Source organism: Arthrobacter sp. Cza30 (assembly GCF_059090765.1).
Genome location: NZ_JBNHGA010000005.1, coordinates 20,322 through 34,944, shown reverse-complemented (window position 1 = coordinate 34,944; position 14,623 = coordinate 20,322). Strand labels below are relative to the sequence as shown.

Annotated in this window: 14 protein-coding genes; 10 read left to right on the top strand and 4 right to left on the bottom strand. The window is 69.2% G+C overall.

Going from position 1 to position 14,623, the window contains the following annotated elements:
* Positions 1 to 193: 193 nt before the first annotated feature.
* The 3 genes from AC5RVZ_RS17465 to AC5RVZ_RS17455 are packed head-to-tail and all read left to right on the top strand — an operon-like array spanning position 194 to position 2,500.
* The gene (locus AC5RVZ_RS17465; RefSeq protein WP_494067042.1) at positions 194 to 1,177 is read left to right on the top strand and encodes a 1-phosphofructokinase family hexose kinase; all 984 of its coding nucleotides are present in this window, start codon (positions 194 to 196) and stop codon (positions 1,175 to 1,177) included.
* Positions 1,174 to 1,956, top strand: a complete 783-nt coding sequence (gene surE, locus AC5RVZ_RS17460) for a 5'/3'-nucleotidase SurE (protein ID WP_494067041.1) — start codon at positions 1,174 to 1,176, stop codon at positions 1,954 to 1,956. Before AC5RVZ_RS17465 ends, surE begins: the two co-directional genes overlap by 4 nt.
* A gap of 37 nt (positions 1,957 to 1,993) precedes the next feature.
* Positions 1,994 to 2,500 (top strand): flavin reductase family protein, encoded by a 507-nt coding sequence (locus AC5RVZ_RS17455; RefSeq protein WP_494067040.1) that lies wholly within the window; start codon positions 1,994 to 1,996, stop codon positions 2,498 to 2,500.
* Positions 2,501 to 2,522: 22 nt separating this feature from the next.
* Here the strand turns inward: AC5RVZ_RS17455 and AC5RVZ_RS17450 are convergent, their stop codons facing one another.
* Positions 2,523 to 2,990: a GatB/YqeY domain-containing protein gene (locus AC5RVZ_RS17450; protein ID WP_494067039.1), complete on the bottom strand. Its 468-nt coding sequence runs from the start codon at positions 2,988 to 2,990 to the stop codon at positions 2,523 to 2,525.
* A 49-nt stretch (positions 2,991 to 3,039) separates the two neighbouring features.
* Positions 3,040 to 3,774 (bottom strand): glutamine amidotransferase, encoded by a 735-nt coding sequence (locus AC5RVZ_RS17445; protein ID WP_494067038.1) that lies wholly within the window; start codon positions 3,772 to 3,774, stop codon positions 3,040 to 3,042.
* A 112-nt stretch (positions 3,775 to 3,886) separates the two neighbouring features.
* On the opposite strand from AC5RVZ_RS17445, the gene ftsY reads away from it, so the two are divergent.
* A complete protein-coding gene (gene ftsY / locus AC5RVZ_RS17440; protein WP_494012982.1) occupies positions 3,887 to 5,095 on the top strand; it encodes a signal recognition particle-docking protein FtsY in 1,209 nt (402 codons plus the stop codon).
* Positions 5,096 to 5,182: 87 nt separating this feature from the next.
* On the opposite strand, the gene AC5RVZ_RS17435 is transcribed toward ftsY, so the two are convergent.
* Positions 5,183 to 6,448: an MFS transporter gene (locus AC5RVZ_RS17435; protein ID WP_494067037.1), complete on the bottom strand. Its 1,266-nt coding sequence runs from the start codon at positions 6,446 to 6,448 to the stop codon at positions 5,183 to 5,185.
* A gap of 251 nt (positions 6,449 to 6,699) precedes the next feature.
* Between AC5RVZ_RS17435 and AC5RVZ_RS17430 the strand changes: the two genes are divergently transcribed.
* From AC5RVZ_RS17430 to AC5RVZ_RS17415, 4 genes are all read left to right on the top strand, one after another.
* Positions 6,700 to 8,004 carry an ammonium transporter gene (locus AC5RVZ_RS17430; RefSeq protein ID WP_494067036.1) on the top strand — a complete coding sequence of 435 codons (1,305 nt, stop codon included), beginning with the start codon at positions 6,700 to 6,702 and terminating at the stop codon, positions 8,002 to 8,004.
* A complete protein-coding gene (locus AC5RVZ_RS17425; protein ID WP_493999973.1) occupies positions 8,001 to 8,339 on the top strand; it encodes a P-II family nitrogen regulator in 339 nt (112 codons plus the stop codon). The genes AC5RVZ_RS17430 and AC5RVZ_RS17425 overlap by 4 nt, the downstream gene beginning before the upstream one ends.
* Before the next feature lie 321 nt (positions 8,340 to 8,660).
* Positions 8,661 to 9,920, top strand: a complete 1,260-nt coding sequence (locus AC5RVZ_RS17420) for a DUF222 domain-containing protein (RefSeq protein WP_494067035.1) — start codon at positions 8,661 to 8,663, stop codon at positions 9,918 to 9,920.
* The gene (locus AC5RVZ_RS17415) at positions 9,871 to 10,371 is read left to right on the top strand and encodes an HNH endonuclease signature motif containing protein (RefSeq protein ID WP_494067034.1); all 501 of its coding nucleotides are present in this window, start codon (positions 9,871 to 9,873) and stop codon (positions 10,369 to 10,371) included. Before AC5RVZ_RS17420 ends, AC5RVZ_RS17415 begins: the two co-directional genes overlap by 50 nt.
* A gap of 43 nt (positions 10,372 to 10,414) precedes the next feature.
* Here the strand turns inward: AC5RVZ_RS17415 and AC5RVZ_RS17410 are convergent, their stop codons facing one another.
* Positions 10,415 to 11,809, bottom strand: coding sequence for a glucose-6-phosphate dehydrogenase (locus tag AC5RVZ_RS17410; protein ID WP_494067547.1), 1,395 nt, complete (start codon positions 11,807 to 11,809; stop codon positions 10,415 to 10,417).
* 308 nt (positions 11,810 to 12,117) lie between these two features.
* Here AC5RVZ_RS17410 and ffh point away from each other — a divergent pair, with 308 nt between their 5' ends.
* Together ffh and AC5RVZ_RS17400 are read left to right on the top strand one after the other, a co-directional pair.
* Positions 12,118 to 13,704 carry a signal recognition particle protein gene (ffh, locus tag AC5RVZ_RS17405; RefSeq protein WP_494012310.1) on the top strand — a complete coding sequence of 529 codons (1,587 nt, stop codon included), beginning with the start codon at positions 12,118 to 12,120 and terminating at the stop codon, positions 13,702 to 13,704.
* 358 nt (positions 13,705 to 14,062) lie between these two features.
* Positions 14,063 to 14,620, top strand: coding sequence for an NUDIX hydrolase (locus AC5RVZ_RS17400; RefSeq protein ID WP_494067033.1), 558 nt, complete (start codon positions 14,063 to 14,065; stop codon positions 14,618 to 14,620).
* The last annotated feature ends 3 nt before the right edge of the window (positions 14,621 to 14,623 follow it).

The following is a 14,623-nucleotide window of genomic DNA, read 5'->3' as shown; positions in this document are numbered from 1 at the left end:
CCGATCCGCGTGGCCGCGGGGCTGGGAGGACTTTCGCGCCGGAGGCGGCCATTGTCGGGCTCGCGACGGGCCGTTAGTGTCGAAACCAAGGACCACTTCAGAAGGAAACCGGGCAGCCGCGCAGCCGTGACGGCGGTCCGAGGCAACAAAAGGAGGCAGTCATGACCGGACGCCGGTTCGATGGAGGTTCGCGATGGGCTCCGTAGTTATTTTCGCTCCCTCGCCCGTTCTCACCGTGACGGTGGAGGACGTCGAGGGCACCGCCGATGTCCACCTCCACGCCGGTGGCCAGGGCGTCTGGCAGGCGCGGATGCTGACCGCCCTCGGCGCGTCCGTCACGATGTGCGCCGCGTTCTCGGGCGAAGCCGGCGGCGTGATCCGGCACCTGATCGCCGATGAGGGAGTCAAGGTCCTCCCGGTAAAGGGCCAGGGCAGCAGCGCGGCGTACGTCCATGACCGGCGCGGCGGCGAGCGGGAGGTCATCGCCGAGAGCCCCGGGGAAAAACTGACGCGCCACGAACTCGACGAACTCTACGGCCTGACCCTGCAGGCCGGGATCGAGGCGGGCACGGCGATCCTCAGCGGCGCGGTCCGCGAAGACGCCGTACCGCACGACGTCTACCGTCGGCTTGCGGCCGACCTGCGCACCGCCGGCTGCCGGGTGATCACCGACCTCACCGGCGACCGGCTCACCGCCGCGCTCGCCGGCGGGGTGAGCGTGGCCAAGATTGCCGATGACGAACTGACCGAGAGCGGGCGCGCCGCCTCGGACGAGCCCGAGGCGATCATCGGGGCGATGCGCGCCCTGCACGAGGAAGGAGCCGGCACGGTGATTGTCACCCGCGCGCATCTGCCGTCCCTGATGCTGCACGACGGCGCCCTCAGCGAGATCCGGGTCCCCGAGATGCAGAGCGTTGACACCCACGGGGCGGGGGACTCTCTGACCGCCGGGGTGGCCGCCACCCTGGCCGACGGCGGCACCATCCACGAGGCGGTGGTGCTGGGTACGGCCGCCGGCGCGCTGAACGTGACCCGCCACGGCCTGGGCACCGGGGAAGAGGGCGCCATCCGGAACCTGACCAAACTGGTGACGGTCTCGCCGTACGACGGCGGCGGGAAGGCAACAGGACGGCAAATCAGTCCCGACGAGTTGGCGCGAAAGGTTCAAGAACAATGAGCAAGCCGAAGATGGTCCTGATCACCAACGACGACGGCATCGACTCCCCGGGCCTGCACGCCCTGGCGGCGGGAGTCCTGGAGGCCGGCCTGAATGTGACGATCGCGGCGCCGGTCGCTGAAGCCAGCGGCAGCAGCGCGTCCATTACCGCACGGGAGGACGAGGGCCGCATCCGGATCGAGCGGCGCACGTTGAAGGGCCTGGAGTCCGTACCGGCGTTTGCGGTGCACGGCACGCCGGGCTTCATAGCCATGATCGCGCCGCACGGTGCCTTCGGGGACGCCCCGGACCTGGTGCTCTCCGGCGTGAACCGCGGCGCGAACGTGGGCCGGGTGATCCTGCACTCCGGCACGGTCGGCGCCGCGCTGACCGCGGGCGTGAACGGCGGCCGCGGGATGGCAGTGTCGCTGGACACCGGGCTGGAGCCGGCGCAGCTGAACTGGGACACCGCGGCCCGGCTGGCGACCGGGCTGCTGCCGTACCTGATGGACCAGCAGGCCGGCACCGTGCTGAACCTCAACGTGCCCAACGTGGACGGCACCCGGCTGCCCGAATACCGGTCGGCGACGCTGGCCGAATTCGGCATCGTGCAGACCACGCTGGCCGAACGCGGAGACGAGGACCTGCGGCTGGCCATCGCGGACAGCCAGGAGGAAGCCCCGCCGGAGAGCGACTTCGCGCTCCTGGCCGCCGGCTTCGCCACGGTCACCGGCATCCAGCCGGTCACCGAGAGCAAGATCCCGGAGCTGTCGGCCACCATGGCCAGGCTGCAGTGGTAATCGCGAAAACCCCTTGAAGGTACGGCATGATGTGGGAATGGCGCAGAAACAGGCAACGTCCGGGCAGCTGATGAACGACTTCGTGCGGGGCTTCGACTATCCGATGTACGTCGTCACGGCAGCCGGGGCCGGAGGCGAGCGGTCCGGCTGCCTGGTCGGCTTCGCCACGCAGTGCAGCCTGAAGCCGGCCCTGTTCCTGGTGTGCATCTCGCAGCAGAACCGCACGCATCCCGTGGCGCTGGAGGCGGGCGTGCTGGCCGTGCACGTGCTCGGGCGCGGCCAGCGGGCGCTCGCAGAACTGTTCGGCACCGCGACGGGCGACGACGTGGACAAGTTCGCGCACTGCGACTGGGTGCCCGGACCGGAGGGTGTGCCGCTGCTGGCTGACGCCGCGCGCGTCATGGTCGGGCGCGTCGTGAAAAAGGTCGATCTCGGCGACCACACCGGCTTCCTGCTCTCCCCGCTCGAGACGCACGGGGACGATGCCGCCGGACTCCTGGCCTTCGGCGACGTCGGGGATCTCGAGGCAGGCCACCCGGCCTAGGAGCCGGCGGTCACCGTTTCAATTACTGCCCCGCCAGCCGCCCGCGGACCATCTCGCTGACGGCCTTGCCGTCGAAGCGGCCGGCCACCTTCTCGGTGACCGGCTTCATCACCGCTCCCATCTGCCGCATGGACAGCTCCACGCCGTCGGCCTTAAGTCCGGCGATGGTGCTGTCCACGATCTCCGCGACCTCGGCCTCGGTGAGCGGCTGGGGCAGGTACGCCTCGATGACTTCGGCTTCCGCGGTTTCCGCGGCGGCCCGCTCCGGCTCTCCAGCTTCCGTGTAGATGCGGGCAGTGTCGCGGCGCTTGGCGGCTTCCTTCTGCAGCAGCGCGGTGGTCTGGGCGTCGTCCAGCTCCACCGGCGTCTTGCCGGACTTTTCCTTGGTCGCGATTTCGCCCAGGACGTTGCGCACGGTGGTCAGGGCCGTCTTGTTCCCTGCCTTCATGTGGGCGACGACGTCGGCCTGCAGCTGCTCTTTCAAACTCATTCGGCTCCTCGTTCCGGTGGGGTGCGGTGGGTGTGCGGTTGGTGCTGTGTCAGTCGGTGGCGTAGCGGGTGACGAAGTTGCGAAGTATCCGCTGCGGGATCGTCACGGTGCGTCCGCGCACCCGTTCCATGACGGCATCGGCTTGGTCCGGCGGGAAATAGCCGGCGTCGCGGTAGATCCAGATCCGGGTCAGCAGGCCGTCGACGTCCAGTTCGGCGTGGAACTGGGTGGCGTAGAGGTTTTCCTGCAGCCGGAACATCTGGTTGGGGCAGTGCGCGGACCCGGCCAGGCGGACCGCGCCCGCGGGCAGCACGGAGCAGGCTTCCTTGTGCCCGACGAAGGCGCCGAACTCCCGGGGCAGGCCGGCGAGCAGGGGATCGGCGGCGCCGTCGTCGGTCAGCATGATCTGCGCCTCCCCGATCGGCTCGCCGTACCGCCGGTCCACCACGCCTCCGCCGTACCGGCCCAAGGTGCCGACGCCGTAGCAGGCTCCCAAAAACGGGAAATCGTGGGCGACGACGGTGTCCAACAGCTGCTCCAGCTCGGCCTCGACGCGCAGCTGGGCGGCGGACTTGAACGCGTCGTCGTCGCTGGAGGTGTACGGGCTGCCGCCGAGGATGATCCCGCTGTAATCGTCCAGATCGATGGCCGGCATCGGTCCGGCCTCCAGCCGCACGCGCTGCAACTGGCCCGGTTCCAGGCCGCCAAAACGGGCGAAGGCCGCGTACTCGTCATCGGCTGCGGTGTCTTCGGCGCGCGTGGCCAGCAGCAGGAACGGCTTCATGCGTTGATCGTACAGTCGCTGCGCCGGGCCTTGGAACGTCGTTGTCCGGCCGCGCCGCCCGACCCGTGACGCGGAACGCTCAGCGGCTAGGCTAGGAACCGTGGACGCAACCATGATCATCATTTACGTAGTTATCGCCATTGTCGTCATCGGTTTGGTGGCAACGCTGCTGCTGCGGGGCCGCAGGACCCCGCCCGGCACGTACACCACCACCCGGGACGCGAACGACCCGGCCATGCCGCCGACCGGGGGCGGTACCGGCACGCTGGAAGCGCCCCGCGGACAGACGGCCCCGGCACCGCCCCTCGGCGCACCGACGGAGGAGGAACTGCCGCCGGCCGACGTCGAAATTCCGGAGGACGCCGCCGCGCTGGAGACCATCCCGGTGGAGACGCCGGCGCCGGTGCAGGGCCGGCTGTCCCGGCTGCGCGCCCGGCTGGTCAAGTCCAACAACGCCCTCGGCAAGGGGCTCCTGGCGCTGCTGGCCAGCGACAAGATCGACGACGACGTCTGGGACGAGATCGAAGAGACGCTCCTGCTGGCCGACCTGGGCACCGAGCCCACCATGGAGCTGGTGGACGCGCTCAAGGACCGGGTGAAGGTGGAGGGCAGCCGCAGCCCGGAGCAGGTCAAGGCCATGCTGCGCGAGGAACTGATCAAGCTGGTGGACCCGTCCATGGACCGCTCGCTGGCCGTGATGCGCCATGCCGACCGCCCCGCGGTGATGATGGTGGTGGGCGTCAACGGCGTCGGAAAGACCACCACGGTGGGCAAGCTGGCCCGCGTGCTGGTGGCCGAAGACAAGGACGTGATCCTCGGCGCCGCGGATACGTTCCGTGCGGCCGCGGCCGAGCAGCTGGCCACCTGGGGATCGCGCGTGGGCGTGCCCACCGTGAAGTCCGACGTCGATGGCGCGGACCCGGCGTCCGTCGCCTTCGAGGCGGTGAAGGCCGGCATCGAGCAGGAAGTCGATGTGGTGATGGTGGATACCGCCGGGCGCCTGCAGAACAAGGTCGGCCTGATGGACGAACTGGGCAAGGTCAAGCGCGTGATCGAGAAGCAGGCCACCGTGGACGAGGTGCTGCTGGTGCTTGACGCGACCACCGGCCAGAACGGCCTGAACCAGGCCAAGGTGTTCGCGGACGTCGTCAACATCACCGGCATCGTGCTGACCAAGCTGGACGGCACCGCCAAGGGCGGCATCGTCGTCGCCATCCAGCGCAGCCTCGGCGTCCCCGTCAAACTGGTGGGCCTGGGCGAAGGCGCCGACGACCTGGCTCCGTTCGAGACCGAGGACTTCGTGGACGCGCTGCTGAACTAGCGCCAGCCGGGCCGTCCGCGCGGCGGTTCCCGGGGCCGCCTCGCCGGCCCCGGAAACCGCTGGGGACCGACCACCCGCCGTCCGGCGTCAGCCCTTGGCCGGCTCCTCGAGGGGCTTCACCAGCGTCTCGCGGCCGAAGAGCAGCCAGAGCAGTGCGGCGCCCAGCATGATGGCTCCGGTGGTGCCGAAGGCCCAGGCGTAGTTGAGCCGGTCGGCCAGCGCGCCGGCCAGCACCGGTCCGATGATCGCCCCCGCGTCGGTGCCCATCTGGAAGACGGCCAGAACCTTGCCGCCGCTGCGGTCATTGCCGATGATGTCCGCGACGGCGGCCTGTTGTGCCGGCCCCAGCAGCCCGGACCCGAAGCCGGCGATGACCGAGGCCGCCACGAACGCCGGCACGGATTCGGTGAAACCGATGGCAGCGATCGCCAGCCCGGCGACGGTCAGCCCGGCTATCACCAGGGGGCGGCGCCCGGCGGTGTCCGAGAGGCGGCCGGAGAACGTCAGCGCCAGCGCATTGCCGACCGCGAAGACAGCCAACGCCAGCCCGGCGGTCTCCGGGCCCGCGCCCAGCACGGCAGCGGCGAAGAGCGGAATCAGCGCCATGCGGACCCCGAACGTGGCCCAGCCGTTGGCGAAGGCGGACACGACGGCGGCACGGTAACCCGGGTCCGAGAGTGCCTCGCGCAGGTCCATCGGCACGGGCGCGTGCGCGTCGTCGCCGGTCCGGGCGGCGGGCTTCTTGAGCATGACCGCGACGACGGCGGCCGCCACCAGCAGCGCGAGCGCGTAGACCACGAAGGGCATCCGCAGCCCGAATCCGGCCAGCAGGCCGCCGGCCACCGGGCCGAGGATGCCGCCCATCAGGAACGTGCCGGCATACAGGCTGGAGACCCGGCCGCGGCCGTCCGGCGGGGCCAGCCGCAGGATCAGCCCCATGGCCGACACCGTGAACATGGTCGATCCGAGGCCGCCCAAACCCCGGAAGATCAGCAGCTGCCAGTAGTCCTGGGCCAGCGCGCAGGCCCCGGTCGAAGCGGCGACGATCAGCAGCCCGGTGAGATAGACCCGGCGCTCACCCCAGCGGCCCACCAGCGCGCCGCCCGCGGGCGCGAAGACCAGCCGGGCGAGGGCAAACACGCTGACGATGATGCTGGCGGCCGCGACACCGACGTCGAAACTCGCGGCGAACTGCGGCAGGACCGGCGCAACCAGCCCGTACCCCAACGCGATGACGAACGCCGCGGCGACGAGGACCTTGATGTCGCGCGGGATCGGAGTCGGCGCCGGCTTGCCCGGACGCTGGAGGCCGGGCAGGCGGAACGGGCGCGCCGTGCGGCGGAAGTCAGGCATGCCAACCAGCGTAGCCCGACCCGCGCGCCGGCTCGGTGCCACCGCCGGGCCGCACACCGCCGTCGTCCTCTATGCGGCTCTCAGTGCCTCGGGCCGAAACAATGCCGAAACACGCCGGAAAAGCCGGTTTTACCTGCGGGCGTTTCTTGTAACGCGGCCGCAATGAAGCGCCCGGCTGGCCGAAACACGCCGTCGTCAGTCTTGGTTCATCGGTGGGAATTCACCCGCCAACGAACGAGGGGACGTGAAACATGGATCTGTCGGCAGGTCACGTCTGGGTAATGATTTCGGCGGCCTTGGTGCTGCTCATGACGCCGGGACTGGCATTCTTCTACGGCGGAATGACGCGGGCCAAATCGGCCCTGAACATGATGATGATGAGCTTTTCCGCCGTCGCACTGGTGGCGGTGGTCTGGGTGTTGTGGGGTTACTCGATGAGCGGGGGCGAGGGCGTGGCCCAGCTCTTCGGCAATCCGTTCGCCGCGTTCGGCCTGGAAGGGCTGCTTAACACCGGCGACCTGATCAGCGCCGGCTACGGTGCCACGTTCGCAATCATCACGGTGGCACTCATCTCCGGCGCCATCGCCGACCGGGCAAAATTCAGCGCCTGGGCGGTCTTCGTGCCGGTCTGGGTCACGCTGGTCTACTGCCCGCTGGCCTTCATGGTCTGGGGCGGCGGATTGCTGGGGGCCGAGGGAGCCATCGGCGCCTGGGCCGGAGAGGCGATCGATTTCGCCGGCGGCACGGTGGTGCACATTAATGCCGGCGTGGCAGGCCTGGTCCTGGCCCTGATTCTGGGCAAGCGCAAAGGCTTCGGCAAGGACCCGGCACAGCGCCCGCACAACATCCCGCTGGTGATGATCGGCGCCGCGATGCTGTGGTTCGGCTGGTTCGGATTCAACGGGGGAGCGGCGGGCACGGCGGAGGAAGCCGGCCTGATCTGGGTCAACACGATGGCCGCCCCGGCAGCCGCCATCGTGGGCTGGCTGGTGACCGAGCGTCTCCGCGACGGCCGTCCCACGTCCCTCGGGGCGGCTTCGGGCGTGGTCGCGGGGCTGGTTGCCATCACCCCGGCCTGCGCCAACGTTTCCCCCCTGGGGGCGGTCGGCCTGGGCCTGGTGGCCGGAGTGCTGGCCGCGCTGGCGGTGGGGCTGAAGTACAGGCTGGGCTACGACGACTCGCTGGATGTGGTGGGCGTCCACCTGGTGGCCGGCCTGGTCGGAACGCTGGCCCTGGGCTTCATCGCCCTGCCGGTCGAGGGTGCAGGAGGCGGCCTCTTCTACGGCGGCGGCGTCGCCCAACTCGGGGCGCAGGCCGTGGCGGCGGTGGTCTCCATGGTGTTCTGCGGGGTGCTGACCCTGATCATCGGCTTGGCCATCCACAAGACCCTTGGCTTCCGGGTGACCGCAGAGGATGAGGTCGCTGGCGTGGACCTCGCCCAGCACGCCGAATCCGCCTACGAATTCGGCGGCCTGGGCACCGGGGGAACATTCATCCCGCACCCGGCAACCGACCCCAGCGCCCGCAGCACGATCAAGGAAGAGGTCAACGCATGAAACTGGTCACCGCAATCATCCGGCCCGAAAAGCTGGAGGCAGTCCGCAACAGCTTGGAAAGCTACGGAGTCCAAGGGCTGACCGTGAGTGAGGCCAGCGGGTACGGGCGGCAGCGCGGCCACACGGAGGTTTACCGCGGCGCCGAATACACGGTGGACCTGCTGCCCAAGGTCCGCGTTGAGGTCCTGGTGGGGGACGACCTGGCCGACGACATCGTCGACGTCCTCGTGGCCACGGCCAACACCGGCCGCGCGGGTGACGGCAAGGTCTGGCTGGTGGATGTGCAGGAAGCGGTCCGCGTCCGCACCGGCGAACGCGGCGAGGCTGCCATCTAGGACGGGAACCTTCGGCTGATTCCCACGACCCGGTTGTTCCGGCCGCCCCTGCGGCATCCGGAGCAACCGGGTCTTCCTATGGGTGGGTGCTCCGCGTTCAGCCGTTCGCCCTGCTGAGTTGTCCTGCACAGGCAGGTGTCGATGGCGGTGCCGCGGTTTCTTCGGTTAAGGTGGGCCGGTTTCCCCTCCTGACACATTCGTCGGCTCCGCGTTCAGCCGTCCGCCTGCTGAGTTGTCCTCCACAGGCAGGTGTCGAGGGCAGATATGCACTTTCCTCGAAGACCCGTTCTACCCGGGGCGTGGGCTGCGTAGCGTTGAAGTATGGCAGCGGAACCGTTCGACGAGGCGCAGGAGCCGGAGGAATCCTCCGGCACCCCTGCCGCGCCCGACGACGGTGCCGCGCCCGAGGATGGTTCCGCCGAGCCGGTACCGGTGCCGCGGGGCTGGGCGGACGATTGGCAGGACTTGGGACCGGCGGAACTGGCCGGCCTGCTCGCCGGCACCGACCCCGCGGCCCTGGACGACTGGTCGACCCTCGATTACCTCCAGGCGGTGCGCAAACACGAGGCCTGGACCCAGTCCCGCCGGCTGCGGGCCGTGCACCGCCTGGTGGTACTCCGCCCGGCCACAGGGCCCGACGCCGGGGCACCGGACGGGATCTGCCGGCACGCCGCGAACGAGCTCGCACCCATCCTGGCCCTGCCCCGCCAACGCGCTGCCGCGGAACTGGCCGACGCACACCAGATCGCCACCTGCCTGCCCGCCACCCTCGCCGCCCTCGACAACGGCGACCTCGACCTGCCCCGCGCCACCGCCATCGCCCGCAAAGGCGCCGACCTGCCGCCCGAGGTCCTGGCCGGCTACGAAGCCCGCGTTGTTCCCGGCGCCGGGACCATCACCCTGGAATCCGTCCAGGCCCGGGCACGCACCGTCCGCGACCGGCTACACCCCGAACCCCTCGAGACCCGGCACCGGGCCGCGATGGAACGCCGCACCGTCCACTACCAGCCCCAGGACGACGGGATGGCCGAACTCTACATCCGCACCAGCGCCGACAAAGCCCTGCTCGCCTACAAACTGATGCAGGCCCACGCCCGCAAACTCCAAACCGTTGACGAAACCCGCACGCTGGGCCAACTCCGCGCCGACGTGTTCACCGACATGCTCCTGCGCTACCCCGGCCACGCCTACCAGCCCGCCCCAGCCACAGCCACCGCCAGCGGAACCGCCGCCGGCGACACAGCCGCCGGGACCCTACCGGGCACCACCAAAGAAACCGGCCCCGAGATCCCAGACCCGGAAGTTGCGGCGGACACCGCCCGGAACACCGCGGCCACCGCAACGGCACGGCAGGGGCGCTGTACCTGCGGTGCCGGGAACGTGACCGCGTCCGTCGCCGTGACCGCGCCCCTTGCAACCTTGCTGCGGCTTTCCGGAGAACCCGGTGACCTGACCGGGTATGGACCCATCCCGCCCGACATGACCCGCGACCTTGCCGTGCTGGCCAAGTCCTGGTTGATCGTGCTAACCGATGACTATGGCAAGGCAGCCGCCGTCGCCAAGGACTTGCCACCCGCCTGAATGGCTCAAACGCCTCGTCCGGCTTCGCGACCGGCACTGCCGGGACTTCGGTTGCACCGTCCCTGCGGACCAATGCGAGATCGACCATACGATCGCATGGGAAGACGGCGGCCAAACAGTCCTGGAAAATCTCAGCGCCAGGTGCAAACCCGGGCACAAAACCAAACACAACGGCGGCGGAACCGTCACCCAATACCCCGACGGGACCCTCCACTTCACCACCCGCTCCGGCCACACCCACACCACCACCCCCGACGAAGGGTGGACACTCACGCTCCCCTCGGCACCCGGGGGAGAAGAAGCCACGGAAAGCCCGGGCAACGGGGCCGACAGTCCCCGGGACGACACGGGCGACACGCGCGACACCGGCGACGGTGGCGACGGTGGCGACACCGGCGGCGGCGATGGAGACACGGACGGCCCATGGGACAACGCCCCGCCGCCGTTCTAGACACCCGCCACCGTTCTGGATAGCTGGTTGGTCTAGATACCCGTCAGGGGAGCGGTCTGTCGCTTCGGGAAGTATCCCAGCCGGACGGACCGTTGCTGCCCGCTTCGTATTCTTCCAGCGGCACTTCGTCTTTCTCCCAGGCCTTCAGCACGGGCTCGACTATCCGCCAGCACTCCTCGGCGGTGTCCCCGCGGACGGACAGGAGCGGGTCGCCACGCAGCACGCCTTCCAACACTTCGCCGTAGGGCAGCAGGTCGGCCGAGTGCAGGTCGGCGCTCATGACCGCCCGGTCCAACGTGAAGATGTCGCCCGGGCCGTTCACATCGATCTCCAGTTGGAGGGTTTCCGGGCCGAGCCCAATCCGCAGCCGCGTCGGGGCGTCGATGCCCTTGAAGCCCGTTGGCAGGTGGTTGACCGGTTTGAAGGTGATGATCACTTCCTTCTGCGGCTTGCCCAAAGCCTTGCCCGAGCGGAGGATGAACGGCACACCGGACCACCGGGAGTTGTTGATCGAGACTTCAACCTCGGCCAAGGTTTCGGTCTTCTTGGCTGGGTCCACGCCCGGTTCGGCGGCGTAGTCCGGAATGTCGCGGTCGCCGATCCTGCCGGCGGTGTAGCGGGCACGCCGCGTGCTCTTGGCGAAATCCGGGCTGACGCTGCTCGCGCGCAGGACGCTGCCGATATGGTCGCGCAGGTCCCGCTCCTTGATGGTGGCCGGGGCGTTCAGGGCGGTCAGCGCCATCACCTGCAGCAAGTGGCTTTGAATCATGTCACGCAGCGCGCCGGCCCCGTCGTAGTAACGGGCACGACCCTCCAAAGCCAGCGACTCATCGTAGAAGATCTCGACTTTCGCCACATGTTCATTGCTGAGCAGCGGCTCCAGCAGGCGGTTGGCGAAGCGCAGGCCGAGGATGTTAAAGACCGTTGCCTTGCCCAGGAAGTGGTCCACCCGGTGGATATGGTCCTCCGGCACCAGCTTCAACAGCGTCTTGTTCAGCGATGCGGCCGATTCACGGCTGAAGCCAAACGGCTTTTCCAACACCAGCCGGGTTCCCTCCGGCACGTCCTCGGGCCGGAGCATCTCGCAGGCTTTCTGGCTGACCGCGGGCGGCAGGGCAAAGAACACGGCCACCGGGCCATCTAAAGAGGCCAGCAAGTCCGCCAGTGCACCCTCCGACGTCACGTCCACCGAGTGGTACCGGGTGTTTTCCTGGACGTCGAGCAGTTGCCGCCGTCCGTCGTCGTTAGCGTTCACCGCGCAGGAATCAAAGGCGCCGCGGACGCGTTCCTGCCACCTGCCCTCGTCCCAGTCATCCGAGCCGGCGCCCACCACTTTCAACCCGCTGGTCCTGCCTTGCGCAATCAATTTGCCCAGCCCGGGCAGCAGCAGCCGGCCGGTCAGATCGCCGGAAGCCCCCAGGATCAGCAACGTCCGGATCTGCAGCGGCCCGTCGGCAGCGGTGGCGGACACGTCCTCGGGCTGGGTCTTTTCCTGTGTCTGGGTCTGTTCAGCGCTCACGTTCCCACCTTGCCACGGCTGTACCGCAGGGGGAACGGTGCATGGGACGTGCGACGTACGGAACCCACCGGCGTTCCTCCTTACCGCGGTTCCTCAACGCAATACGAGCCGGCGGCCGCCTCGTCGCGATGGCGCGACTGCCGGCACCGCCAGTTGATACCCTTAAGTGCTGAACTCCGGCGCGGCCCGGGGACTGTGAACCAGATCGACGAAAGTAGACACGGCGCGTGTTCAATTCACTCTCTGACCGGTTGGCCTCAACCTTCAAGAATCTGCGCGGCAAGGGACGGCTGTCCGAGGCCGACGTCGACGCCACCGTACGCGAAATCCGGCGAGCCCTGCTCGACGCCGACGTCGCGGTGCCCGTGGTGCGCGAGTTCGCGGCCCACGTGAAGGAACGCGCGCTCAGCGAAGAGGTCTCCGCGGCGCTGAACCCGGCCCAGCAGGTCGTCAAGATCGTCAACGACGAGCTGGTCAACATCCTCGGTGGCGAGACCCGGCGCATCAAACTGGCCAAGACCCCGCCGACGGTGATCATGCTCGCCGGCCTGCAGGGTGCCGGCAAGACCACCCTGGCGGGCAAGCTGTCCAAGTGGCTCAAGGGCCAGGGCCACAGCCCGCTGTTGGTGGCCGCCGACCTGCAGCGCCCCAATGCCGTGACACAGCTCCAGGTCAACGGCCAGCGCGCCGGCGTGCCGGTCTACGCCCCGCACCCCGGCGTGCAGTCCGAGTTCGACGCCGTTACCGGCGATCCGGTGGCCGTGGCCCGCGACGGCGTGGCCGAGGCGCGGCAAAAGCTGTACGACGTCGTCATCGTGGACACCGCCGGACGGTTGGGCGTCGACGCCGAGATGATGCAGCAGGCAGCTGACATCCGCGCCGCCGTCAACCCGGACGAAGTCCTCTTCGTGATAGACGCGATGATCGGCCAGGACGCGGTCAACACGGCGCAGGCCTTCAACGAAGGCGTCAATTTCACCGGCGTGGTGCTCTCCAAGCTCGACGGCGATGCCCGCGGCGGCGCGGCGCTCTCCGTCGCGTCGGTGACCGGCAAGCCGGTGATGTTCGCCTCCACCGGCGAAAACCTGGACGACTTCGAGATCTTCCACCCGGACCGGATGGCCAACCGCATCCTGGACATGGGCGACATGCTCACCCTGATCGAGCAGGCGGAGAAGTCCTGGGACAAGGGCGAAGCCGAGCGGATGGCGCAGAAGTTCGCCGACCAGGAAGACTTCACCCTGGACGACTTCCTCGCCCAAATGCAGCAGATCCGCAAAATGGGCTCGATGAAGAAGATGCTCATGATGATGCCTGGCGCCGCCAACATGCGCCAGCAGCTGGAGAACTTCGATGAACGGGAAATCGACCGCGTGGAGGCCATCGTCCGGTCGATGACCCCGCACGAGCGCGTTGCCCCGAAGATCATCAACGGCTCCCGCCGCGCCCGCATCGCCAAGGGCTCCGGCGTGCACGTGTCCGAGGTCAACGGCCTGCTGGAGCGCTTCGGCCAGGCCCAGAAGATGATGAAGAAGATGGCGCAGGGCGGTGGCATCCCGGGCATGCCGGGCGTGGCCGGGCCGGGCGGCTTCGGTGGCGCCCGGAAGAAGCAGCAAACCGCCAAGGGCAAGAAGAAGGCCCGCTCCGGCAACCCGGCGAAGGCGGCACAGGAGCTGCGCGAGGCCGAGGAACGCCGGAAGAACAAGGCCTCCGTTCCCGCCGGAAGTGCCTTCGGCGTCCCGCAGGACGGGCAGGACTTCGACCCGTCGGCGCTGAACCTGCCCAAGGGCTTCGAGAAGTTCCTCGGCAAGTAGCAGCGAAGCTGTAGTCGCGAAGGCCTACCGCGAAGGCTGTATCGCTGCAGGTAAGTGCCCTGTCGTTTCCGGCGGGGCATTTTCCGTGCGCCGGCGAGGGACCCCGGCACCCGCGGGGCGCCTGCCGTCGCCGACGGGGGAGCTTTCGATGGGCGGCGAGGCGCTTGCCTGCGCCGACGGGGGGCCTGCCCTGCGTCGGCGGGGCACTTGCCCCGCGCCGGAAGGTAAGCTGGTTGTCGAATCGTTTCAACGGGGGACACGGACCGGCGGATTACGTGGCTCCTCGGCACGGGCGGCATTCGCCCGGCGACAACCGGCCGCACCGACCGCGACGGCGGCAGCGCAGCGAAGGAGTTTTGTGGCAGAGCAGGCACGCGGCGACGACGACGGCCAGCCCGGAATGCGGCGGGACACCGTCGCGGTGATCGTGCGCAGTGTCGGCGGCTCCGTGGTGCTGCTGGATAATCCCGGCGGGCCCCGGCTGCCCGCGGCGCCGGTCCGGCCCGGCGAAGACCCGCGGGCGGCCGCTGCCCGGGTGCTCGCCGAGTCCTCCCTGCTCGTACCGCCCGGGCGCATCCTCGTCCTGGATTACCAGCCGCTGGACGGCGAAGCCGCAGAAGCCATCACCTTCGTGTACGACGGCGGAACGTACGACGGCGGTGAACTCGCCGCCGGTGCCGGGGGACAGGCGGTCTTCCTGCCCGTCGAGCAGGCCGAAGCCGTCCTGGACCCGGCGCAATCGGCCCAGCTGGCCGCGGGGCTCCGGGCCCACGAACTGCTCACCGTGGTTGAACTGCGCCACGGGCAGCAGCTGCGGACAGGACAGCTGCGCGTCCCGGAACGAGAACTGGCGCCCCACGTCTGGGCGACGGAGGCCGCGGGCGACTCCAAGGGAACCGTGGGTTCCGGCGTTTAGTAT

Excerpts from the sequence above, each read along its gene's own strand:
- AC5RVZ_RS17465 (WP_494067042.1), top strand. The coding sequence starts at position 194 with ATGGGCTCCGTAGTTATTTTCGCTCCCTCGCCCGTTCTCACCGTGACG.
- surE (WP_494067041.1), top strand. The coding sequence starts at position 1,174 with ATGAGCAAGCCGAAGATGGTCCTGATCACCAACGACGACGGCATCGAC.
- AC5RVZ_RS17455 (WP_494067040.1), top strand. The coding sequence starts at position 1,994 with ATGGCGCAGAAACAGGCAACGTCCGGGCAGCTGATGAACGACTTCGTG.
- AC5RVZ_RS17450 (WP_494067039.1), bottom strand. The coding sequence starts at position 2,990 with ATGAGTTTGAAAGAGCAGCTGCAGGCCGACGTCGTCGCCCACATGAAG.
- AC5RVZ_RS17445 (WP_494067038.1), bottom strand. The coding sequence starts at position 3,774 with ATGAAGCCGTTCCTGCTGCTGGCCACGCGCGCCGAAGACACCGCAGCC.
- ftsY (WP_494012982.1), top strand. The coding sequence starts at position 3,887 with ATGATCATCATTTACGTAGTTATCGCCATTGTCGTCATCGGTTTGGTG.
- AC5RVZ_RS17435 (WP_494067037.1), bottom strand. The coding sequence starts at position 6,448 with ATGCCTGACTTCCGCCGCACGGCGCGCCCGTTCCGCCTGCCCGGCCTC.
- AC5RVZ_RS17430 (WP_494067036.1), top strand. The coding sequence starts at position 6,700 with ATGGATCTGTCGGCAGGTCACGTCTGGGTAATGATTTCGGCGGCCTTG.
- AC5RVZ_RS17425 (WP_493999973.1), top strand. The coding sequence starts at position 8,001 with ATGAAACTGGTCACCGCAATCATCCGGCCCGAAAAGCTGGAGGCAGTC.
- AC5RVZ_RS17420 (WP_494067035.1), top strand. The coding sequence starts at position 8,661 with ATGGCAGCGGAACCGTTCGACGAGGCGCAGGAGCCGGAGGAATCCTCC.
- AC5RVZ_RS17415 (WP_494067034.1), top strand. The coding sequence starts at position 9,871 with ATGACTATGGCAAGGCAGCCGCCGTCGCCAAGGACTTGCCACCCGCCT.